Origin of the sequence: Afipia clevelandensis ATCC 49720 (assembly GCF_000336555.1) — a bacterium.
In the GTDB taxonomy this organism is placed as follows: domain Bacteria; phylum Pseudomonadota; class Alphaproteobacteria; order Rhizobiales; family Xanthobacteraceae; genus Afipia; species Afipia clevelandensis.
In genome coordinates this window covers 4,007,047-4,029,405 of the sequence record NZ_KB375281.1, presented here as the reverse complement: position 1 = coordinate 4,029,405, position 22,359 = coordinate 4,007,047, and the positions used below count along the sequence as shown (strand labels likewise).

Below are 22,359 nucleotides of genomic sequence, written 5' to 3'. Positions count from 1 at the left end.
CAAGCGGCGTCCGGCCGATAATCACGTTTTCGATCACGAACGGTTTCAGATTGTTACAGGAATGGGCAAAATCCCCGGATTCGTGATTATCCCCGTAACAATCCGAAATATTCCGTTACTTAATAATCCCGAGGCCGAGAATGCCGACGAGGATCAGATAGATCGCCACGATGAAGTTCAGCAGCCGCGGCATGATGAGAATGAGCACGCCGGCGATGAGCGCGACGATCGGCTGGATGTGGGCGATGCTGATGGACATGGGGCCTCCCCGGCATTGAAGCGATGACTGGACGCGCACGATTGCGAATCGAAAGGAATCTATCTCTCCGCTGCGCGTTGGAACATCCAACGGCGTAAACCGGCGGTGAGTTCCATGACGCTTCAAAGTTCTGCCGCTACCGCATCAAGCATTCCACGAAAAGACCCCGGTGAGATCACAATCACGCAGGAACGATGATCAGCCGCCGCCATTGTCACCGCTGTTGATCGGCGCCTGCCGGTTTCGGCCGCGATGGCGCGAGCGCAATCCGGCTCTTTCAATCGAGGAGACAACCATGCGTAATCCCCTTCTTGCCGCGGCGCTGCTGGCCACCGCGACGGCGATGCCGCTGGCGGCCCAGGCGCAGCAGCGCATCATCGTCGAGGAAAGCGTGACCACCGGCCTCGCAGGCCCCGGTATCGGAATCATCGCGGAGGATGAGCGTCCGCGCTTCCGCCAATACATCGTGGAAGAGCGCGTGCCGTCCTACACCATCGACGCGCCGGTGCGTGTCGGCACGGTGCTGCCGGAAAACGGCGTGACCTATTACGACGTGCCGCAGCAGTATGGCGCGACCAGCTATCGCTACACCGTGGTCAACGACCGGCCGATCCTGGTCGAGCCGCGCACACGCCGCATCATGCAGGTGATCGACTAGCGCGAACGGCCAGTTTCGTTTGCGCTGGACGGTTCTCCCCCGCCGCCTTGCGCAAACGCAACAGCCCCGCACGGATCGCCGTGCGGGGCTTTTTTAATGCACCGACTTGCTTACACAGATGGTGTCGTCCCGGCGAAGGCCGGGACCCAGACTCCCTGTCGAAGTGCTTGTTAAGGGAAGCATCCCCGTTCCTCGCCGAACAGAACGGCGGGCGATTATGGGTCCCGGCCTTCGCCGGGACGACCAGATCCCGATATCCTTTGTTCAGTCCTGAATCTTGGAGAAATCCGCCACAGCGCGCGTCGCTTCGCGGATTTCGTTCAGGAGCTTGAGGCGATTTTCGCGCACCGCCTTGTCCTCGTCGTTGACCTTCACCTTGTCGAAGAAGGCATCGACCGCGGGACGCAGTTTGGCCATCGCGCTCATGGCGCTGGCGAAATCTTCCTTCGCGACAGCAGCCCCCGCCTCGGTCTTCACCTGCGCAATCGCAGCGGCGAGCGCCTTTTCTTCATCGACCTTGAACAGTGCCGCATCGGGCGCGCCGTCGAAGCTGCGCTTGTCCTTCTTCTCCTCGATGGAGAGAATGTTGGACGCGCGCTTGGTGCCTGCAAGCAGGTTCTTGCCGTCATCGGTGTCGAGGAATTTTCCGAGCGCTTCGACACGACGCACGACCATCAGCAGGTCGTCCTGACCTCCGAGTGCAAACACGGCGTCAACGAGATCGTGACGCGCGCCCTGATCGCGCAACTGGACTTTGAGACGGTCGGCGAAGAAGGCGAGGAGATCCTTGCCATCATGTGGCTTCGCCGCTTTCGCGAAAGCGGCGAGCAGCGGCAAACGAATGCCATTATCGCCGACAAGACGGATCACCCCCAGCGCCGCGCGGCGCAGCGCAAACGGGTCTTTCGATCCGGTCGGCTTTTCGTCGATGGACCAGAAGCCGGTGAGAATATCGAGCTTGTCCGCCAACGCCACCGCGATGGCGACCGGATCGGTCGGTACGCGGTCTGCAGGTCCCTGCGGCTTGTAATGATCTTCGATGGCTGCGGCGACGGACGCATCTTCGCGCTGCGCCAGTGCGTAATAGCGGCCCATCAGGCCCTGCACTTCCGGAAATTCGCCGACGACTTCGGTGAGCAGATCAGCCTTCGCAAGCTGCGCGGCACGCTTGGTCTTCGCCACATCCGCGCCGACCAGCGGTGCAAGTTCAGCAGCGAGCCGCTCGATCCGCGCGATCCGTTCGGCCTGCGTGCCGAGCTTCTCGTGGAACACGATCTGCGCGAACTTCGGCAGCCGGTCTTCGAGTTTGGTCTTCAGGTCAGCCTCGTAGAAGAATTTCGCGTCCGAAAGGCGCGCGCGGATCACACGCTCGTTGCCCGCGACAATCGCCTTGCCCCCATCAGAGGCTTCGACATTCGCCGTCAGAATGAACCGGTTGACGAGCTTCCCCGTCTTCGGGTCGCGCACCACAAAGCACTTCTGGTTGTTGCGGATGGTGGCGCGGATCACTTCGCCGGGGATCGAGAGAAAACTCTCATCGAACGAGCCCATCAGCACCACCGGCCATTCGACCAGGCCCGCCACTTCATCGAGCAGCACCTGATCCTCGACCAGTTCAAAGCCTTGGGCGAAGGCCAGTTCCTTGGCGTCCTCGAGAATGATGTTCTTGCGGCGCTCGGGATCGAGCACGACCTTGGCGGCTTCCAGCTTCGACACATAATCCTCGAAGCGGCGCACACTGAATTCAGCGGGCGCCATGAAACGATGTCCGCGCGTGGTCTGCCCGGCCTCGATCCCGGCGATGTCGAACTTCACGACGTCCGGCTCTTCGGTTTCCGGGCCGAAGGTCGCGATGATCGAATGCAGCGGGCGCACCCAGGTCAGCGCGCCGTTTCGCGCGGAGCGTTCGCCCCAGCGCATCTGCTTCGGCCACGGGAAAGTGCGGACGATGAGCGGGATGATTTCGGCGATCACGTCGATGGCCGACCGCCCGGCCTTCTCCATCAGCGCGATGTAAAAATCACCCTTCGGGTCGCGCTGGATCTTCGCCTCATCGAGCGACTTCAAACCGGCGGCTTTCAGGAAGCCCTGCACGGCGGCGTCCGGCGCGCCGACCTTCGGACCCTTGCGCTCCTGCTTGAGGTCCGGCTGGCGCTGCGGAATGCCGTGCACGGTGAGCGCGAGACGGCGCGGCGTGACGAACGCCTTCGCGCCTTCATAGACGAGGCCTTCGGCGACCAGCTTGTCGGTGACCATCTTGCGCAGGTCATCCGCCGCCTTCGGCTGCATGCGCGCGGGAATTTCTTCGGAGAACAGTTCAAGCAGAAGATCGGGCATCGTGGTTACTCCGCCCTTCCCGCTTCGGTATGTACCCACGCTTCGCCGCAGGCCTTGGCGAGTTCGCGCACGCGCAGGATGTAGCTCTGCCGCTCGGTGACCGAAATCACGCCGCGCGCATCGAGAAGATTGAACACATGGCTGGCCTTGATGCACTGGTCGTAAGCGGGCAGCGCCATCAGATGCGCTTCGCGCTTGCCGTCCTTCCAGCCCGCATCGAGATATTTCCTGCACGCGCCTTCGGCCATCTTGAACTGCTCGAACAGCATCGCGGTGTCTGAGTGTTCAAAGTTGTGCCGCGAGTATTCCTGCTCGGCCTGCAGGAACACGTCGCCATAGGTCACCTTGTCGGCGCCGTCGCGGCCGTTGAAGTTGAGGTCGTAAACGCGATCGACGCCCTGCACATACATCGCAAGCCGCTCGAGACCGTAGGTCAGTTCGCCAGCGACCGGCGCGCATTCGACGCCCGCCACCTGCTGGAAGTAGGTGAACTGCGAGACTTCCATGCCGTCGCACCAGCACTCCCAGCCGAGTCCCCACGCGCCCAGCGTCGGGCTTTCCCAGTCATCCTCGACAAAGCGGATGTCATGCAGCGCGGAGTCCACGCCAATGGCTTTCAGCGATTGCAGATAGAGGTCCTGAATGTCGGGCGGCGACGGCTTCAGGATCACCTGAAACTGGTAGTAGTGCTGCAGACGGTTCGGGTTCTCGCCATAGCGGCCATCCTTAGGTCGGCGCGACGGCTGCACATAAGCGGCATTCCAGCGCTTGGGGCCAAGCGCGCGCAATGTCGTCGCCGGATGGAAGGTGCCCGCGCCGACTTCCATGTCGTAGGGCTGCAGGATGACGCAGCCGTAGTCAGCCCAAAAGCGCTGCAGGGTCAGGATCAGGCCCTGAAACGAGCGCTCGGGACGCATGTGCGGAAGCAGGGAATCCATCGGATATCTTCAAGCGTTGGAATGGGGGTGATTTGCGCGCGGACCGTATCGGCGCGGGCCAACGGAATCAAGGCGATGGCCGGATTTCCTGGCCAAATCGGCGCGATTTTAGCGTTTCCCGGAAGGCCGGTTTAACCGCAGGATCAGACGGGGTTTCATGCCCGCCGGGTTTGTTAGGGACTGCCCGCTAGCAAGGCCTGATTGCAACCAACGGCCGGGCCAACCGGCGTAGCACTGGCAGGGGCGACAATGATTGCGTTTCAGGTTCTGGTGGCGGCCCTCATCATGGCCGCGCTTTGCGTGATGACCATCAACGACGTGCGCCGGCACGGGTGATTTGCTGTTTGCAGCGTCATCCTTCGAGGCTCGCCAACGCTCGCACCTCAGGATGACGACTTCCGGCCAATAACTCAAAAGCCCGTCATGCCCGGGCTTGTCCCGGGCATCCACGTCTTCCTATCCCGTAAACCGCCGCACGCAAGACGTGGATGGCCGGAATAAATCCGGCCATGACGGCAGAAATATCGCCAGACTATCCCGGCCGATACGTTCCGGTGTCGGGATCGCGGCGCAGCTTCGGCATCCGCTGCTGCTCGGCGGGAGCGGCCTTGCGCGCGGCATCGAGCTCGCGGTTGATGCGACGGCTTTCGCGCACCGCGAGCCGCAGCAGTGCGGCTCCGCCAAGAATGCCCGCGGCAACCAGGATCAGCGGCGGCATCACCAGTCTCCCGTTCTACAATCCATAACGCGCCCAGATCGCGCGTTCTTCCAGCGCTGAAATCAGGTCTTCCGAAAATCCGGGGAAACCCGGCAGCACCGCGCCCGCGCCGGGCTTGCGGCCTGCGATGCTCGAAAGCAGCCCTGCCGGCTGCGCAATCACCGGCGTCTGCACCTTGTCGCCATAGCGGGCGCGCAGCACGGTGCGCAGATCGCCGATGGCGTCGGCAAGGCCGAGTTTCACCGCGCGCTCGCCGGCCCAGTATTCGCCGGTGAACAGATAGCTTTCCTCGCCCTTCAATCGTGCGCCGCGGCTGCCCTTCACGAGCGCGATGAAGGTGTCATGAATCTCGCGCTGGATTGCTTTGAGGCGCGCGACATCGTCGGGGTTCTCGGGAAGAAATGGATCGAGCTGCGCCTTGTTCTCACCGGAAGTGTAGAGCCTGCGCTCGATGCCGACCTTCTTGATCAGATCGACAAAACCGAAGGTGCCGCCGACCACACCGATCGACCCGACGATGGAGGACGGATCGCAGAAGATTTCGTCGCCCGCGCAGGCGATCATGTAACCGCCCGAGGCCGCGACATCCTCGACGAACACCAGCACGCGGAGATTCTTCTCGGCGGCGAGCTGACGAATGCGCTGATAAATCTGGCGCGACTGCACCGGAGAGCCGCCCGGCGAATTGATCACCAGCGCCACGGCGCGCGCGCCCTTGGTCGCGAACGCCCGCTCCAGCAGGCGGGCCACGCCCGCAAGCGACATGCCCGGGCGCAGCGGCGTCACAGCGCCGATCACCCCGGACAGGCGAACCACCGGCACCACCGCCCCGCCGCGCAGCCGCGCAGGCAAGAGGCGCTTCAGTCTCTCGACAATGTGACCGCCAAAGCCATTTCCGGTCATCGAACGTCCTTCATGTTCACGGTTTATTATTTGCCAACTGGCATCAGGAGCCACCAGCACATTCGTTCTTCGTTAAGCACGTCGTTTGTGCCTGAATTTCGTCTAAGCGTCTGATTGGACGTGATTTCTGCAATATCTCTCCGGACTGCCGTCCGGAGGGCCGAAAACTGGAACGCACTTTGCATCGCAACAATCACGACGGCTGCAACGGCGCAGCCCTGAAGGTGCAGACATGAAGATCTACCTCCTGATCCTGTTGATTGGCGCTCTCCTGACCACAATTCACTTCACGCAGGCTCCTGAAAACGCCTCGAAGCCGGTATCTCAGTAGGCAAACTGCGCGTTTTCCGGGCACCCTAGCGGCTCGCCAACGACAACGCGGCTTTCCCGCCAAGCACGGCCGCAGCCTCCGCTCCCGTCGCTCCATCCGGGTCCTGAAGGACCAGTCCGGGATGCATCGCCAGCGGTGCCCGCCCGCCTTTGACCGCCGTGACGATCACGCGGATGGCCGCGCCTTCCGGACCGGGGTGAACCGGCAGAATTGCAATGCTGCCGAACCCGCGCTCCAGCGCGGCCAGCACCTCTGACAATCCGTCAGCTCGCCAGATCAGCGTCAGCACGCCGCCGGACTTCAACACCCGGCGCGCAGCGTGGGTCCATCGCTCCAGCGTATCGGATGCGGCGACATGGGCGGATTGCCGCGCTAGGTCGGGCGATGCGCGGTGGCGCTCTGCATCGTTGAAGGGCGGATTCATCAGCACAACGTCGGCACTGTCAGGCCCAATTCCGGCGGCGGCGAATGCCTCCGCACGCGCTGTGACATCCAATGTCAGCACCAGCGCGGTAATATTATTCGCCGCGGCATTGTCACGCGCCAGCCCCGCAAGGGTTTCGTCGATTTCCACCAGCACCAGATCAAGCCCGGATACGCGGCGCGCCAGCGCAAGTCCCGCGGTGCCAACACCTGCGCCGAATTCCACCACGCGATGGCCTGCACGCGCGGGCGCCGCCGCCGCGAGCAGGATTGCGTCATGGCCGGCGCGGTGGCCGCGCTTCGGCTGGCGCAGCCGCAACTGCCCGCCGAGGATCAAGTCATCTGTGACATCGGGAAGACCGGAGTCAGTCATCGTCCCGCAATTCATGGGCAAGGCCCGCATCGGTGAGCAGCCGGCGCGCGGCGAGATTGTCATCGTCATGAACCAGGATGCGGCGCGGAAGCACGCCGAGCGAGCCGTCCATGATGCTCATATTGCTGTCGAGCACGAGGTGATGGATGTTAGCGCCGTCCAGCAGCGCCCCCACCGCCGACACCAGCACCGCATCGTTGGTCCGCACCAGTTCACGCAAAACCACCATCTCCTGCCGCTGGAACAGCCCCCGAAAAGGCGACCGTTGTTGCTCTTGCCGCATCGCACGGCAGTTTCTATGGTGCCCCTGTATTCATCGGAGACCGGACGTGGCGGTTATTGTACCCTTTGAGAGCCACTCGACGCCATCAATTGATCGGCTTGTCGAGCTTGTCGCGCCAGATATGGAGCGCGTCAACAGCACGATTCTGTCGCGCACCGGCTCGGAAGTGACGATGATCCCGGAGGTCGCCAACCACCTGATCTCGTCGGGTGGCAAGCGCCTGCGCCCGATGCTGACCCTGGCGATGGCCAACCTCACCGGCTACACCGGCGACGGCCATATCAAGCTCGCGGCGGCCGTGGAATTCATGCACACCGCCACCCTGCTGCACGACGACGTGGTGGACGAAAGCGAACTGCGGCGCGGCAAGCTCTCCGCGCGCATGCTCTGGGGCAACGAGGCCAGCGTGCTGGTCGGCGATTTCCTGCTCGGCCAGGCCTTCCGCATGATGGTCGAGGTCGGCTCGCTGCGCGCGCTGGACATTCTGTCCTCCGCCGCCGCTACCATTGCCGAAGGCGAGGTGATGCAGCTCGCTGCGGCCAAGAACACCGCCACCACCGAGGACGAATATCTCGCCGTCATTCGCGGCAAGACCGCTGAACTCTTCGCGGCGGCCTCCGAGGTCGGCCCGGTGATCGCCAACCGCCCCAAGGCGGAGCAGACCGCATCGCGTTCGTTCGGCATGAATCTCGGCATCGCCTTCCAGCTCATTGATGACGTGCTGGACTATGGCGGCAAGGCCGCCAAGCTCGGCAAGAATGTCGGTGACGATTTCCGCGAAGGGAAAATCACCCTTCCCGTCGTGCTCGCCTTCCGGCGCGGCAACGACGCCGAGCGCGAATTCTGGATTCGCACGCTGGAAAAGGGCGAGATCGGCGACGGCGATCTCGATCATGCCATCGGTCTGATGACCAAGCATCGCACGCTGGAAGACACGATGAGCCGCGCGCAGCATTATGGCGCAATGGCTGTCGATGCGCTGGCGCTATTCCCATCGTCACCGATGAAGACCGCGCTCGAGCAGGTCGTCGCGTTCTGTCTGGCGCGGTCGCACTAAAGTCATTTCTGCTTGCTGCTCCTGCTTCACCTCTCCCGTGGGGAGAGGTCGGATTGCGAAGCAATCCGGGTGAGGGCGTAGAATCTCTCGATAGACCTAGGTCCCCTCACCCCAAACCTCTCCCCAACGGGGAGAGGGAGCGCATCTTCAACTCAGCACACCCGCATGTACCCACCATGCGGGATAGGCACGCGCGATCAGTTGCGCGGCGGCGTGCGCTTGCGCATCGGTGGTGAAAATTCCAAAGCAGGTCGCGCCCGACCCTGACATGCGGGCAAGCCGGACACCCTCGGTTTCGCGCAGCGCCTGAAGCACGTCGCCGATCACCGGCTCGACTTTCAGCGCAGGCGTTTCGAGATCGTTGACGCCATGCCCGATGGCTTCGATCCACTTGTCGAACGATGCGCCGTCTGCCGGCCATCCCGGCGACAGCATCACGTCGCCGACGCCTGCAAGAAATTCACCCTTGGCCAGACCGAGCGCAGAGAACACATCCTTGGTCGCAACGCCGACGCGCGGATTGACCATCACGCATGGCATCGCGGGAATATCAAGCATCGCAAGGTTCTCGCCGACCCCGGTCATGGTGCAGGCGCGCGAGGCAAGACAAACCGGAATATCGGCGCCGGTCTCGCGCGCGACCTCCACAATGCGCGCATCGTCGATCGCAAGATTGTTGGCGCGCGCCAGAAGCCGCAGAGCCGCCGCCGCATCCGCCGATCCGCCGCCGATGCCCGCCGCCACCGGCAGATGCTTGTCCAGCGTGAACTGCCCGAGCGCGAGGCCGGGAATGCGTTCGGCCAGCAGCCGGGCGGCGCGGATCACCAGATTGTCGGCCATGTCGCCGCAATCCTGCGCGCCGGGGCCGGCAGTCACGAGGCTCAGTTCGGGTCCGGGTGCAAGCGTCAGCGCGTCCGCGCAATCGGCGAAGGCCACCAGACTTTCGAGGTCGTGATAGCCATCCGGGCGCCGGCCGAGGACGCGCAGGGTCAGATTGACCTTGGCCCGCGCCGTGTCTGTCAGCAGTGTCATGGAAAGCCGTCCCAAACTCGATACGTCATGCGCGGGGAGGACGGACATAAACGCCCTTAGCCCGCGCATCCCAAAGCTGAGAACTTAATCAGGGCAATGGATTGCCGGGTCAAGCCCGGCAATGACATTTCGAGGGAAGCGAAGACAAGGAACGGGTTAACCGCCCTTGCCGTCTTCTTTCTTTTTCTCGGCAGCGGCTGCGTTGGACGTATCCTCCGGCAGGCCGTCGCGGAGCTTGGCCTCGATCTTCGGCAGTTCGTCCGCTTCCGGCTTGAGGTCGCGCGCATGGGCCCACTGGAATTTCGCCTCCAGCGTCCGCCCGACCCGCCAGTAGGCGTCGCCGAGGTGATCGTTGATGGTCGGATCTTCCGGCTTGAGGTCGATCGCGCGTTCGAGATTCTTCACCGCATTCTCGTAGTCGGCGATGCGGTAATAGGCCCAGCCTAGCGAGTCGACGATGTAGCCATCATCGGGCCGCTGATCGACAGCGCGGCGGATCATCTTCATGGCTTCGTCGAGATTGATGCCCTGGTCAATCCACGAATAGCCGAGATAGTTCAGCACATGCGGCTGCTCGGGCTGCATCTGAAGTGCCTTCTTGAGGTCAACCTCGGCCTTCGCCCACTGCTTCGAGCGCTCGAAGCAGATGCCGCGGAAATAGTAGAACACCCAGTTCGGCTTGTCGGCATTCGCCTGTGCCTCGATGCCCTTGCTATAAGTGTCGGCGCAATCGGCGAACTTCTTGCGCGCGCGCTCGATATTGCCGAGCGCCATGATCGCTTCGAGGTCCTTCGGATCGTCGGCGACAACGCCTTGCAGGATCTTGATGCCCTCATCGGTGCGGTCCACCGCATCGAGGTCGGTCGCAAGCTGAATCTGCGCATTGCGCTTGAGCGGCGAGTTTGCCGGCACCCGCTCATAGACCTTGATCGCCATCGCGGGCTTCTTCACCGATTCATAGAGATCGGCAAGCGACAGCAGCGCGAGCGAATGGTTCGGATTGAGATAAAGCGCAAGCTGCAAGTAGACCAGCGCGAGGTCCTCGCCGCCCCGGCGGGTCAGCGATGCGCCGATGCCGTAAAGCGCCTCGGCTGCGCCCTGCTGCGGTGTCTCCGCGAGCGGCGGCAGCTTCTTGCCGGCCTTGACCTCGCGAAGTCCGTCCACCACCAGCGGATGACGCGCCAGCTTCTTGTCGAAGGCCTCGTAAACAGCGATCGCAGCCGCCGCGTCCTTGTTGCGCGACAGCCAGCGCGCATAGGCGTCGGACACACGCAGCGCCGAGTCGTCGAGCTTGTAGGCGCGCTCGAAACGCGCGCCCGCTTCCTTCTGCTTGTTGGCGAGTTCAAGGATCATGCCGGTGTGCAGGTCCTTGAAGATCGGATACCACTCCGGCCCCGCGAGCTTGTCGATGCTGGACACCGCGGCCTGGGGATGACCGGCGCCATAGCTGGCCCAGCCGGACACCAGAACCGCGACCAGATCGGTGATCGGCCCGCGGACGGATTGATTCACATTCTGCTGGGCGAGCGCATACTGCTTGTGCTTGAGCGAGCGCACGCCCGCCACCAGCCGCGCGACGCGGTTGTTCTTGTCGATGGTCAGAATGCGGTCGGCCAGCTTTACCGCTTCGTCAATATCGCCATCGGCAAGCGAGGCGATAAAGGCGCGATCGAGCAGTTCGCTGTTCTTCGGATCCGAACGGAGCGCGGCGCGATAGAAGGCAGCCGCCGCGGTCGCGTCCCGCTCGACGCTGGCATGGCGCGCGGCAAGATAGCTGCCGGAAACCGTCAGGCCGATCAGGTCGCGGCTGGTCGGGAAGGCCGGCTGTTCGCCCGCACTGGCGCGAGTCTGCGCCGCGAGCGGCCCGCTCAACGCGAGAGCCGACACAAGTCCAAGCGTGAGTCCAAGGGTGGCTTTAAGCGTGGCTTTGAGTGTGGCCACAGCCACGCGGCTGAAACGACGTTGAAAAATCACGCTCGCCGGCTCCGTCAAATGAGGGTGGTGCGACCGGTCAGACCCAGCAGCACCCGGACAATGGCTTTTTTAGCCAGCATCCGCAAGGATTCGAGGCCGCAGAGGAACCGGGTTTAGTGTGGCGCAATCGTGGCAGTCCGCGTTTCTCGCGCGATCGTGCTCACATTGACTGATAATTAGGCCCGCCGCCGCCTTCCGGCGGAACCCAGGTGATGTTGCCGTTGGGGTCCTTCACGTCGCAGGTCTTGCAGTGGACGCAGTTCTGCGCGTTGATCTGGAACCGCAGATCGGCGCCCTCCCCGACCCACTCGTAGACTCCTGCCGGGCAATAGCGGTTCGACGGCCCTGCGAACACATCATGCTCGGAGGTCTTCTGCAGGTTCATGTCCGCGACCTTGAGATGGATCGGCTGATCCTCTTCATGGTTGGTGTTGGACAGGAATACCGACGACAACCGGTCGAAGGTCAGCTTGCCATCCGGCTTCGGCCCCGGAATCGGCTGGTGCTGCTTGGCCGGATCAAGTGTCTTGCGATCCGGCTTGGCGTGCGACTGGGTGCCGAAGAACGAGAAGCCGAACAGCGTGTTGGTCCACATGTCGAGGCCGCCGAGCGCGACGCCGATCACCGTGCCGAACTTCGACCACAGCGGCTTGACGTTGCGGACCTTGAACAGGTCCTTGCCGACGGCGGAATCGCGCCAGTTGTTTTCGTACTCGACGATCTCGTCATTGGCGCGCCCCTCGGCCAGCGCTGCCGCGACGTACTCCGCCGCCTGCATGCCGGTGCCCATCGCGTTGTGCACGCCCTTGATGCGCGGCACGTTGACGAAGCCCGCCGCGCAGCCGATCAGCGCGCCGCCCTTGAAGGTCAGGCGCGGCACCGACTGGTAGCCGCCTTCGGTAATGGCGCGCGCGCCGTAAGCGATGCGCTTGGCGCCTTCAAAAACCGGACTGATCTTCGGGTGAGTCTTGAAGCGTTGGAATTCCTCGAACGGCGACAGATAGGGATCGTCGTAATTGAGATGCACGACAAAGCCGACCGCGACCAGATTTTCGTTGTAGTGATAAAGGAACGAGCCGCCGCCGGTGGACATGTTCAGCGGCCAGCCGAAGGAATGCTGGATCAGGCCCTTCTTGTGCCTGGCCGGATCAATCTGCCAGACCTCCTTGAGGCCGATGCCGAACTTCGACGGCTCGCGGTCCTTGTCGAGTCCGAGCTTCGCGATCAATTGCTTGGTGAGCGAGCCGCGCGCGCCCTCCGCGAACAGCGTATACTTGCCCAGCAGCTCCATGCCGCGTGTAAAGCTGTCTTTTGGCTTTCCATCGCGGCCAACGCCCATGTCGCCGGTGGCGATGCCGCGCACCTCGCCGTTCTCGCCATAGAGAACTTCGACCGCCGCGAAGCCCGGATAGATTTCCACGCCGAGCGCTTCGGCGCGCGGGCCAAGCCAGCGGCAGACATCGCCGAGCGAGCCGATGTAGCAATGATGGTTGTCCATCAAGGGCGGCATCATGAAGTTCGGCAGCTTGATGGCGGCGCTTTCCGTCATCCAGAAGAACTGGTCGTCCTTCACCTGGGTCTTGAGCGGGCAATCGGCATCCTCGCGCCAGTCCGGAACCAGCTTGTCGAGCGACACCGGATCAATCACCGCGCCGGAGAGAATATGCGCGCCGACTTCCGAACCCTTCTCGACCACGACAACGCTGAGGTCCGGATTGATCTGCTTCAGCCGGATGGCGGCGCTGAGGCCCGACGGACCCGCGCCGACGATCACAACATCGAATTCCATGGATTCGCGCGGCGGAAGCTCTTCGGTGCTCATGATCTCATCTCAATGGCGGTTCAGAATGTTTCTAATCATCGTTCTTCCCGATTTTTGACGCAAGAACAACCCCGTTTCGCTGCAACGCAATCCGATCTAGATTGGCCGCCGTGACCGCACCCGAACCCATGCCCACCGCCCGCGAACTTCTGGCCTTTTATCTGGAGGCCGGAGTCGACTGCGCGTTGTCGGAAACACCGGTCAATCGGCTGGTGGAAGAGCTCGTGGCGGAAGAACGACCCGCACCGAAGCCCGCGCTGTTCCGCACTGCGAACCCCGCGCCCGCGCCAAAGCCTGCGGACCTCACACCCGCGCCCGACGCGGCGATCCTGTCGGCCCGCGAACTCGCGCCGCAGGCAGCGTCGCTGCAGGAGCTGCGCGACCTGCTCGAACGCTTCGACGGCTGCGCGCTGAAATCGACCGCGACGCGGCTGGTGTTCGCCGACGGCAATCCGCAAGCGAAAGTGATGTTCGTCGGCGAAGCGCCGGGACGCGACGAGGATCTCGAAGGTCTTCCGTTCGTCGGACGCTCCGGCAAATTGCTCGACCTGATGATGGCGGCGATCGGCCTCGACCGCTCGAACGCCTACATCGCCAACATCATTCCCTGGCGGCCGCCGGGCAACCGCGATCCCTCGGCGCAGGAAACCCAGATCTGCCTGCCCTTCATCAGGCGACAGATTCAACTGGTCGATCCGGACGTGCTGGTCTGTCTCGGCAAGCCGTCCTCGCAGGCGATTCTCAATGTCACCGATGGCATCGTGAAAACCCGCGGCAAATGGTTCGACTACGACACCGGCACGCGCACGATCAGGGCGACGGCGACGTTCCATCCGGCCTATCTGCTGCGCCAGCCGATCTCGAAACGGCAGACATGGCAAGACCTTCGTGCCGTGCAGAAAGCGCTGCAATCCGCCGCCGGCTGAGACATCGCACGGAATACAACACCTCCATGCGTTCACGCACGTAGCGCCCGCGCGCGGTTCGGGTCATAAGCCTTGTCGGGCCGCGCTCTGCGGCTATGCCGGACGATTCTTATGAACATCCATATGGCGGACACCGCGATCGACGACACCGTGGCCAGGGCGAACGTGCGGCGGCTTGCGGCCGCGCAGGCGCTGACCGGCGCGAACGCGGCGGTGATCTTCGCCACCGGCTCGATTGTCGGCGCGCAGCTTGCGCCCAGCATCTCGCTCGCGACCCTGCCGCTCTCGATCTATGTGCTCGGGCTGGCCAGCGGCACCCTGCCCACCGGCCTGATCTCGCAGGCGTTCGGCCGCCGCGTGGCTTTCATCGCGGGCACCGGATGCGGCGCGCTGTGCGGACTGCTCGCCGCTTTCGCGATCCTGAAAGCCTCGTTCGTCCTGTTTTGCTGCGCGAGTTTTCTCGGCGGACTCTACGGCGCGGTGTCGCAGTCCTATCGTTTCGCGGCCACCGACAGCGCCAGCGCCGCCTACCGGCCCAAGGCGATCTCCTGGGTGATGGCGGGCGGCGTCTTCGCCGGTTTTCTCGGACCGCAACTTGTTCAGTGGACCATGGATTTCTGGCCGCCCTATCTGTTCGCGGTGAGTTTCCTTGTGCAGGCTGCCGTCGCGCTGGTGGCGATGGCGGTGCTGGCCGGCGTCCACGCGCCGAAGCCGCCGCCGGCGGACCTCGCCGCCGGACGGCCGCTTGCGGAGATCGTGAAGCAGCCCCGCTTCATCGCCGCCGCGCTGTGCGGAGCGATTTCCTACACCATGATGAATCTCCTGATGACCTCCGCGCCACTGGCGATGAAGTTCTGCGGATTGTCCCTGAGCGATTCCAATTTCGGTATTCAGTGGCATATCGTGGCGATGTTCGGGCCGAGTTTCTTCACCGGCTCGCTGATCGCCCGCTTCGGCGCGGCGAAGGTCGCCGCAGTCGGCCTCATCCTCGAGGCCGCCGCCGCGGTGATCGGGCTATCCGGCATCACGGCGATGCATTTCTGGGCCGGGCTGTTCGTGGTCGGCGTCGGCTGGAATTTCTCCTTTGTCGGCGCCTCGGCGCTGATCGTTGAAATGCATCGTCCGCAGGAAGCCAAGAAGGTGCAGGCCTTCAACGATTTCATCGTGTTCGGCCTGGTGGCGATCGGCTCGTTCTCGTCGGGGCAGCTCCTGGCGAGCTACGGCTGGTCGACGGTCAACGCCGTGGTGTTTCCCTCGGTCGCGCTGGCGCTGGCCGGTCTGATGCTCGCAGCTCTCGCAAAGCGTCGGATGCCCGCCTAACCGATTGCGAACTTCAGCACGAAAACCAGAGCAAGAACCATCACCGCGGGCTTCGCGTCGGAAAAGCGGCCCGCGAGAATCTTGATCACCGCATAGGTGATGAAGCCGAGTCCGATGCCGGTGGCGATGGAATAGGTCAGCGGCATCGCAATCGCGGTGACCACGGCGGGCGCATATTCGGTGACATCGTCCCACGCCATGTCCGCAAGGCCGCGCGCCATCACGCAGGCGACGTAGAGGAGCGCGGCGGCGGAGGCATAGGCCGGTACCATTCCGGCAAGCGGCGCGAAGAACAGCGCCAGCAGAAAGAACAGAGCGACAAACACCGCCGTCAGCCCCGTGCGGCCGCCCACCGCGACGCCCGATGCGCTCTCGATATAGCTCGTGGTGGTCGATGTGCCGATCAGCGAACCGAACATCGCGGCAAAGCTGTCCGCCATCAGCGCCTGCTTCATGCGCGGCAGGTTGCCGTCCTTGTCGGTGAGGCCCGCGCGGTGGGTGACGCCGATCAGCGTTCCGGCATTGTCGAATACGTCGATGAACAGGAAGCTGAACACCACGATCAAAAATGTCAGTTCGGTAGCGCGCGAGAAGTCGAGTTGAAATAACGTCGGGGCCAGCGACGGCGGCAGCGAGACGATGCCGTTATAACTCGTCAGCCCCATCGGCAATCCGAGCAGCGACACCGCGAGGATGCCGATCAGCGTTCCGCTGGCGATCTTGCGCGCATTCATCGCCACGATCAGCGCGAAACCCAGAAGGCAGAGGACGGGCGCCGGATGCGCCACGCCGAGCGGACCCGCGGTCACCAATGTCGCCGGACTTGCCACCACGATCTTCGCCTGTTCGAGCGCGATGATCGCCAGAAACAATCCGACGCCGGCGGAGATGGCGAACTTGAGGTTTCGCGGAATGGCGTCGATGACATATTCACGCAGCCGGAACACCGACAGCGCGAAGAAGATCACGCCCGAGCAGAACACTGCGGCCAGCGCCTGCTGCCATGTGTATTTATAACCGAGCACGACAGTGAACGCGAAGAACGCATTCAGGCCCATGCCCGGCGCCAGCGCGATCGGATAATTGGCGAGAAACGCCATTGCCAGCGTGGAGACCGACGCGGCAAGGCAGGTCGCGACGAACACCGCGCCCTTGTCCATTCCCGCATTCGCGAGGATCACCGGATTGACGAACACAATGTAGACCATCGTCAGGAAGGTGGTGACGCCGGCGACGAATTCGGTGCGGACGTTGGTGCCGTGCTGCGTGAGACCGAAGCGGCGGTCGAGAAAGGTCATCCCGGATGTATCCGCCTGCTCGCTCATGCTGCCCCCTGATTATCGAGAACCCTGCCCCGCCGGACGCACGATTCCCCAGCCGATCCGCACCAGCGACTGACGTCCCTTGACCAGGCGCTCGAACGATCGCGGCACTTCCGGCACAAGGCCGGGAAACCGTTTGCGGATATCGTCCGGCGGCGTGCCCGCGGTGTCCGCCGCGCGCCACACCACCACGCCGCCGGTCTCGGTGAACCGCTGTTGCGTGATCCATGGTGTCTCCTGCGGCGCGCCGTCGAACAGCACATGCGGGCGCGAGCGGGCTGCGAAGCCGATCACTGTCGCCAGATGCGGATCGCCCGCCACCGCCGCGAGCGGATGGCCGGTGCGCCGCTCGAAATTCTCGCCGAAGAAGTGGCCGATGTCGCGCGCGGGCAGCGATGTCCGCGCCTCGGTGCTTCCAACCCATGGCTGGATGAATGTAACGCCCAGAATGACAACGGCCGGTGCGGCCACGACCACCAGCCAGACCGTGCGCAGGAAATGTTGCCGGCGCAGCGCGATCAGGTCTCCCGCCGCGATCACGATGGCAAGCCCCACCAGCAGCAGCGCAATCCCGTCGCCGCCGGTGACCTGGTCGTGGCCGAACAGCGCGGCGATGAAACTCAGCACAAACGGAGGAACCAGCGCGAAGACATAGACAAACAGCCGCGCGAACGGATCGACCGGCGGACGGAAGATCAGCGGCGGGTCTTCGTTCTTGCGGTCGAGCACACGCGAATTGGCGATCAGCAGCAGCACCACGCCGGACAGCGCGAACACAAGTCCGGCCAGCAGCCCGCCCCAGTCGAGCGCCCGGTCCTGCAACTGCGCCACCGCAGGCAACGACGGCAACGTGAGCGTGTCGATCCGGATCAGCCAGATGACATAGGGCAGCACCACGACCGCCAGGACGATGGCGGCATAAAGCGTGTCCATCGACGCCAGCGCGCGCCGCCCTTTCGGGGTCGCCAGCACGAACACCGCCAGCATCGCCAGCAGCGGCAGCGCCGCCGATGTGGTCAGAACCAGAAGACCGATTTCAACCGGAAGCACGACCCATGCACGCCGCCGCCCCTGCCCGATGATTTGCCATGCATGGAGCAGGATCAAAGCCCAGAGCGGGCGCGCCACGATGGCCGGACCGAATTCGGCCCCCGGAAACGAAAAGGCGGTGATCGCCGCCGTCAGCAGCACCGCAAGGACCGCCTGCTGGGCGCCGACAATGGCGCGGCCAAGTTTAAACAGCGCCCAGAACGTCACAATGAAGCAGAGCTGCGCGGCGAGATAGACGCCGAAAATGTGACCGCCTGCGAGACGGAAGGCGACATCCGCCAGCCAGAACGCCAGCGGCGGCCCGAGATGCGTGCCAACCTGATATTCCCGGCCGAATGCGAGCACGGTCGTCACATCGCCGGGCGGGCTTCCGTAGACAAGCCATGGCAGGAACAGCCAGAGCGCGGCCTGCGCCAGCACCGCGATCCAGAAGATCAGGCGCGGCCGGGCGCGGATCAGTTCAACGATCAGGGATGTGAAGCGCATGAAACCGCCCGGCAGAGAGACGCTTCCCTGATAAAGCGCATGAGGCGATCAGGCAACCGAGCCGCTCAGTTGGCCACGGCTGTCTCTTCCGGCGCGATGACCATCTCGATCTGCGCCGCCGCCGGCGGCGTGTCGTCTTCGCCGTAATGCTTGCGGCGCGACGCGGCCACAGGCGCGAAAAAACGGCGATGATGAATTGTCGGCCCGAGCCGGTCGAGCGCTTCGAGATGAGCCGGAACGCCATACCCCATGTGCTGCTCGAAGCCGTAGCCGGGATGATCCAGCGCAAGGCGGCACATCAGCCGGTCGCGCGATACCTTGGCGACAATCGAGGCGGCGGCAATCGACAGCACGATACCGTCGCCGCCGATCACGGCCTCGCAATCGCAGGATGTCGCCAGACGGTCACGCCCGTCGACAAAGACATGCTTCGGCGCCTCGGGCAGCGCGCGGACCGCGCGCGTCAACGCCCACAGCGAAGCGCGCAGGATATTATCGCGCTCGATCCGCGACGGCGGCGCGACCGCCACCGACACCAGCGCGGTGGCGCAGATGTCCTCGAACAGTTGCTCCCTGCGCTCCTTCGACAGCCGTTTGGAATCGTCGATACCTTTTGGAATGCGCTTTGGATCGAGAATCACCGCCGCCGCGACCACCGGCCCGGCAAGCGGCCCGCGCCCGGCCTCGTCGCAGCCTGCAACCGGCCACACACCACGCTTGATCAGCGCACGCTCGCGGCGGAAGCTCGGCGCGGCGGCGGGCACGAGCTTCTTTGCAGTGGCGGGAACAGCAGGGGATTTCCGAATCATGCGGCGATGCTGCGGGCATGGACGCGACCCCGCAAGCCGGAACTTTCATCCGTGCCCGTTATTCAGAACGGCCCACACCTGACACGATAGACGGTCTTGCTCCCTCTCCCCGCTTGCGGGGAGAGGGTTGGGGTGAGGGGCAAATCTCTTACCGATGAACCCTTGCCCCTCACCCGCTCGCTTTGCTCGCGACCTCTTCCCGTACACGGGGAGAGGTTAAATGAACGCAACAGACTTTTGTCTCAGAACAGATCCAGTTGTTCGTTGGCGGCCTTTGGACGCGCGAAATGCGCGGTCGTCAGTTTCGAGCGCCGCTTGTTGAGCCCGAGCTTGTCGCAGGCAATCTCGAAACGCCGCCCGATCATCCAGGCTATCGGCCCGGTACCCTTCATGCGCGTGCCCCACTGCGAGTCGTAGTCGCGGCCATCGCGCATGTCGCGGATCAGGGTGAAGACGTGGCGATAGCGGTCGGGATAATTCGCCAGCAGCCATTCGCGGAACAGGTCGCGTACCTCCAGCGGCAGGCGCAGCAGCACATAGCTCGCTTCCCTGACCCCGGCATGGGCCGCCGCGTCGAGAATGCGTTCGATCTCGGAATCGTTCAGCGCCGGGATCACGGGCGCGACCATCACCGTGGTCGGAATTCCGGCCTCGGCAAGCTGGCGCAGCGCCTCCAGCCGCTTCGGCGGCGTCGAGGCGCGCGGCTCCATGGTGCGCGCCAGTTTGGGATCGAGCGATGTCACTGAAATCGCGACCTTGGCGAGATTGCGCTTGGCCATCCGCGCGAGGATGTCGATATCGCGCGTCACCAGCGCCGACTTGGTGACGATGCCGACGGGATGCCCGGTGCGCTCCAGCACTTCGAGAATGCCGCGCATGATTTTGTGCTCGCGCTCGATCGGCTGATACGGATCGGTGTTGGTGCCGATCGCGATCATGCGCGGCTCATATCCCGGCGCGGCCAGTTCCTTCTCGAGCAAGGCCGGCGCGTCAGGCTTGGCGAACAGGCGCGACTCGAAATCCAGCCCCGGCGACAGACCGAGATAGGCGTGTGTCGGACGCGCGAAGCAGTAGACGCAGCCGTGCTCGCAGCCACGATAGGGATTGATCGAGCGGTCGAAACCGATATCCGGCGAGTCGTTCCGGGTGATGACCTTTCGCGCGGTGTCGACAGCCACCGTGGTCTTGAAAGGCGGCAATTCCTCAAGGCTCTGCCAGCCGTCGTCGAAAGTGACCCGCGCTTCGGCCTCGAACCGCCCGCTGACGTTGGACTGCGCGCCGCGGCCACGGCGCCGCTGCCGGTCGATCGCGACTTCGATCTCCGGAAAGGGGGAAGGAGCACCCGCCGGCCCATCGACTGGGGATTGAGGGGGCGTCACCGGCGGGTGCTTGAGGGCATGGGATGCATGGCTCATGCAGAGAACATAACACCCAATAAGAACAAAACAAGAACTTCGATACCTCCGTCCCCACATTTTCGGACAGAAGCTCGCCGCCCCCGCCCCTGCTATCCGGCACTGCGACGAGGCCGGCGAGATGCCGCGCCGTTAATGAATGCCGCAAAAAGCTGCATCCGAAGGGCTGCGCTCTGTGTGACAAGATGATAACGGTCCCTCGTTTCAGGAACTCAATGGCGAGTATTCCAAGCACCACATCATGATCAGTGTTGTCATTCCCACCGAAGGCGCCGAGCAGCCTGTTGTTGCCACCCTCGCGGCCCTGGTGCCGGGGGCCGCAGCCGGTTTGATCCGGGATGTGGTGCTGGTGGACCGTGCCGACTCGAACGCGATCGCGCACGTCGCCGATGTCGCAGGCTGCAATTTCCTGAAGTTCGACGGCTCGCGCGCCGCAGCGCTTGCGGCTGGCGCGCAGCAAAGCCGCTCGCCATGGCTGCTATTCCTGTTGCCGGGCGCGGTGCTGGATTCCGGCTGGATCGACGAGACCACCCAGTTCATCCAGAATGTTTCCTTAAGCGGCCGCCAGCGCGCCGGCGTGTTCCGCTATGCACGCTCGCCTTATGAGAACGCCACCGTGCGTGACGGGGTGAAGTCGCTGGCGCGGTTCATTTCCGGCCCCTCGCCCGATCAGGGCCTGCTGATCGCCCGCGATCATTATGAGAAGGTCGGGGGTTACGCTCCGGCGACCCGCCGCGCCGAAGCCAAGTTGCTGTCGAAACTTGGACGAACCGGCCGCGCCGTGCTGCGAACCCGGATTTTCGTTGCCGCCTGATAGTTGCCTCCGTCAACTTATTAGTTGACCGCGTCAACGATCATGTCAGAATGCCCTCGAACAGCGACGAGGCGCATTGGCCGATGGCATCCGCTCCAGACCCCGAGAACGACAGCAGGATCGACGCGATCCGCCGCTTCAACCGCTTCTACACCCGCAAGATCGGTGTGCTCGAACAGCACCTGCTGGAAAGCCCGTTCACGTTGACGGAAGCGCGCGTGCTGTTTGAACTGGCGCATCGAGGCGGCGCGCTCGCCAAGGAGATCGGCGCCGAACTCGGCCTCGATCCCGGCTATCTCAGCCGCATCGTGCAGGCCTTCACCGAGCAGGGGCTGATTACGCGCACGCCGGTCGCCAGCGACCGCAGGCAGTACGAAATCGCACTCACCGCCAAGGGCAAGGCGGCGTATGGCCGCCTCGAGCGCGCATCGTGCGCAGAAGTCGGCAAAATGGTCGCGGCGCTGCCGGGCGACGGCGGGCAACGCCTGGTCGAGGCCATGACCACTATCGAAAGGCTGCTGGGCGACGGCAGTCATCGCCCGGAGGTGACATTGCGCACCCACCGGCCCGGCGACATGGGCTGGGTCGTGCAGCAGCACGGCGCACTCTATGCGCGCGAATATGGTTGGGACATTTCGTTCGAGGGCCTGTGCGCGGAGATCGCTGCGGAGTTCCTGAAAAACTTCGATCCTGCGCGCGAGCGCTGCTGGATCGCCGAGATCGACGGCCGGCAGGCCGGCTCGGTGTTTCTGGTGAAGAAATCCGATGAGGTTGCCAAAATCCGTTTGCTGCTGATCGACCCGTCGGCGCGGGGTCTCTGGATCGGCAAGCGGCTGGTTGGCGAATGCATCGCCTTTGCGCGAAGCTGCGGTTATCGCAGGATCACACTGTGGACCCAGAGCATCCTGCTCGCGGCACGCGGAATCTATCAGAACGCAGGGTTCGTCCATGTCGCGAGCGAACCGCATCGCAGTTTCGGTCACGATCTGATCGGTGAGACATGGGAGCTTGAGCTGTGAAGCGAAGGCGTGACCAGCCTTGCGTCACGCCGGACCTCATCGCCTTTCACAGGCTCAACGCACGGCGGCTTCGTCTGGAAGCGCGCCGCG

20 protein-coding genes are annotated in these 22,359 nt (G+C 63.7%); 6 read left to right on the top strand and 14 right to left on the bottom strand.

Features of this window, described 5'->3' with window-relative positions; translation table 11 throughout:
* Window positions 1-115 precede the first annotated feature (115 nt).
* Entirely contained in the window at window positions 116-259 is a 144-nt protein-coding gene (locus tag HMPREF9696_RS21370) for a DUF3096 domain-containing protein (protein WP_002714733.1), read from the bottom strand.
* Window positions 260-554: 295 nt separating this feature from the next.
* Between HMPREF9696_RS21370 and HMPREF9696_RS19300 the strand changes: the two genes are divergently transcribed.
* Window positions 555-917, top strand: a complete 363-nt coding sequence (locus tag HMPREF9696_RS19300; RefSeq protein ID WP_002714732.1) for a DUF1236 domain-containing protein — start codon at window positions 555-557, stop codon at window positions 915-917.
* Window positions 918-1,181: 264 nt separating this feature from the next.
* Here the strand turns inward: HMPREF9696_RS19300 and glyS are convergent, their stop codons facing one another.
* The 6 genes from glyS to HMPREF9696_RS19270 all read right to left on the bottom strand — a co-directional run bounded on the left by glyS (window position 1,182) and on the right by HMPREF9696_RS19270 (window position 7,160).
* Window positions 1,182-3,254, bottom strand: a complete 2,073-nt coding sequence (gene glyS, locus HMPREF9696_RS19295) for a glycine--tRNA ligase subunit beta (RefSeq protein WP_002714731.1) — start codon at window positions 3,252-3,254, stop codon at window positions 1,182-1,184.
* Between the two features lie 5 nt (window positions 3,255-3,259).
* Window positions 3,260-4,192 (bottom strand): glycine--tRNA ligase subunit alpha, encoded by a 933-nt coding sequence (locus tag HMPREF9696_RS19290; RefSeq protein WP_002714730.1) that lies wholly within the window; start codon window positions 4,190-4,192, stop codon window positions 3,260-3,262.
* Between the two features lie 532 nt (window positions 4,193-4,724).
* On the bottom strand, window positions 4,725-4,910 hold the full coding sequence (locus HMPREF9696_RS19285; protein WP_002714729.1) for a hypothetical protein: 186 nt from the start codon (window positions 4,908-4,910) through the stop codon (window positions 4,725-4,727).
* A 15-nt stretch (window positions 4,911-4,925) separates the two neighbouring features.
* Window positions 4,926-5,813 (bottom strand): S49 family peptidase, encoded by an 888-nt coding sequence (locus HMPREF9696_RS19280; protein ID WP_002714728.1) that lies wholly within the window; start codon window positions 5,811-5,813, stop codon window positions 4,926-4,928.
* A gap of 356 nt (window positions 5,814-6,169) precedes the next feature.
* On the bottom strand, window positions 6,170-6,940 hold the full coding sequence (locus HMPREF9696_RS19275) for a tRNA1(Val) (adenine(37)-N6)-methyltransferase (protein WP_002714726.1): 771 nt from the start codon (window positions 6,938-6,940) through the stop codon (window positions 6,170-6,172).
* On the bottom strand, window positions 6,933-7,160 hold the full coding sequence (locus HMPREF9696_RS19270; protein WP_002714725.1) for a putative signal transducing protein: 228 nt from the start codon (window positions 7,158-7,160) through the stop codon (window positions 6,933-6,935). The genes HMPREF9696_RS19275 and HMPREF9696_RS19270 overlap by 8 nt, the downstream gene beginning before the upstream one ends.
* A 109-nt stretch (window positions 7,161-7,269) precedes the next feature.
* Between HMPREF9696_RS19270 and HMPREF9696_RS19265 the strand changes: the two genes are divergently transcribed.
* Window positions 7,270-8,280: a polyprenyl synthetase family protein gene (locus tag HMPREF9696_RS19265; protein WP_002714724.1), complete on the top strand. Its 1,011-nt coding sequence runs from the start codon at window positions 7,270-7,272 to the stop codon at window positions 8,278-8,280.
* A 147-nt stretch (window positions 8,281-8,427) separates the two neighbouring features.
* Here HMPREF9696_RS19265 and HMPREF9696_RS19260 read toward each other — a convergent pair whose 3' ends face one another.
* From HMPREF9696_RS19260 to HMPREF9696_RS19250, 3 genes are all read right to left on the bottom strand, one after another.
* Window positions 8,428-9,312: a 4-(cytidine 5'-diphospho)-2-C-methyl-D-erythritol kinase gene (locus tag HMPREF9696_RS19260; RefSeq protein ID WP_002714723.1), complete on the bottom strand. Its 885-nt coding sequence runs from the start codon at window positions 9,310-9,312 to the stop codon at window positions 8,428-8,430.
* Window positions 9,313-9,468: 156 nt separating this feature from the next.
* Window positions 9,469-11,259 (bottom strand): tetratricopeptide repeat protein, encoded by a 1,791-nt coding sequence (locus HMPREF9696_RS19255; protein ID WP_430642311.1) that lies wholly within the window; start codon window positions 11,257-11,259, stop codon window positions 9,469-9,471.
* A 187-nt stretch (window positions 11,260-11,446) separates the two neighbouring features.
* Window positions 11,447-13,108, bottom strand: a complete 1,662-nt coding sequence (locus HMPREF9696_RS19250) for an electron transfer flavoprotein-ubiquinone oxidoreductase (protein WP_002714721.1) — start codon at window positions 13,106-13,108, stop codon at window positions 11,447-11,449.
* 128 nt (window positions 13,109-13,236) lie between these two features.
* Between HMPREF9696_RS19250 and HMPREF9696_RS19245 the strand changes: the two genes are divergently transcribed.
* Both HMPREF9696_RS19245 and HMPREF9696_RS19240 read left to right on the top strand, forming a co-directional pair.
* Window positions 13,237-14,034, top strand: a complete 798-nt coding sequence (locus tag HMPREF9696_RS19245; protein ID WP_002714720.1) for a uracil-DNA glycosylase — start codon at window positions 13,237-13,239, stop codon at window positions 14,032-14,034.
* Between the two features lie 111 nt (window positions 14,035-14,145).
* Entirely contained in the window at window positions 14,146-15,354 is a 1,209-nt protein-coding gene (locus HMPREF9696_RS19240) for an MFS transporter (RefSeq protein ID WP_002714719.1), read from the top strand.
* On the opposite strand, the gene HMPREF9696_RS19235 is transcribed toward HMPREF9696_RS19240, so the two are convergent.
* The 4 genes from HMPREF9696_RS19235 to HMPREF9696_RS19220 all read right to left on the bottom strand — a co-directional run bounded on the left by HMPREF9696_RS19235 (window position 15,351) and on the right by HMPREF9696_RS19220 (window position 20,436).
* Window positions 15,351-16,679, bottom strand: a complete 1,329-nt coding sequence (locus tag HMPREF9696_RS19235) for an NCS2 family permease (protein WP_002714718.1) — start codon at window positions 16,677-16,679, stop codon at window positions 15,351-15,353. The genes HMPREF9696_RS19240 and HMPREF9696_RS19235 overlap by 4 nt on opposite strands.
* A gap of 12 nt (window positions 16,680-16,691) precedes the next feature.
* Entirely contained in the window at window positions 16,692-18,212 is a 1,521-nt protein-coding gene (locus HMPREF9696_RS19230; RefSeq protein ID WP_002714717.1) for a glycosyltransferase family 39 protein, read from the bottom strand.
* Window positions 18,213-18,277: 65 nt separating this feature from the next.
* Window positions 18,278-19,021, bottom strand: coding sequence for a ribonuclease HII (gene rnhB / locus HMPREF9696_RS19225; protein ID WP_002714716.1), 744 nt, complete (start codon window positions 19,019-19,021; stop codon window positions 18,278-18,280).
* 242 nt (window positions 19,022-19,263) lie between these two features.
* Entirely contained in the window at window positions 19,264-20,436 is a 1,173-nt protein-coding gene (locus HMPREF9696_RS19220; protein ID WP_002714715.1) for a PA0069 family radical SAM protein, read from the bottom strand.
* 241 nt (window positions 20,437-20,677) lie between these two features.
* Between HMPREF9696_RS19220 and HMPREF9696_RS19215 the strand changes: the two genes are divergently transcribed.
* Complete coding sequence (locus tag HMPREF9696_RS19215; RefSeq protein ID WP_002714714.1) at window positions 20,678-21,250, top strand: glycosyltransferase family protein; 573 nt, start codon at window positions 20,678-20,680, stop codon at window positions 21,248-21,250.
* An 83-nt stretch (window positions 21,251-21,333) separates the two neighbouring features.
* A complete protein-coding gene (locus tag HMPREF9696_RS19210; protein ID WP_002714713.1) occupies window positions 21,334-22,269 on the top strand; it encodes a bifunctional helix-turn-helix transcriptional regulator/GNAT family N-acetyltransferase in 936 nt (311 codons plus the stop codon).
* Window positions 22,270-22,359: the final 90 nt, after the last annotated feature.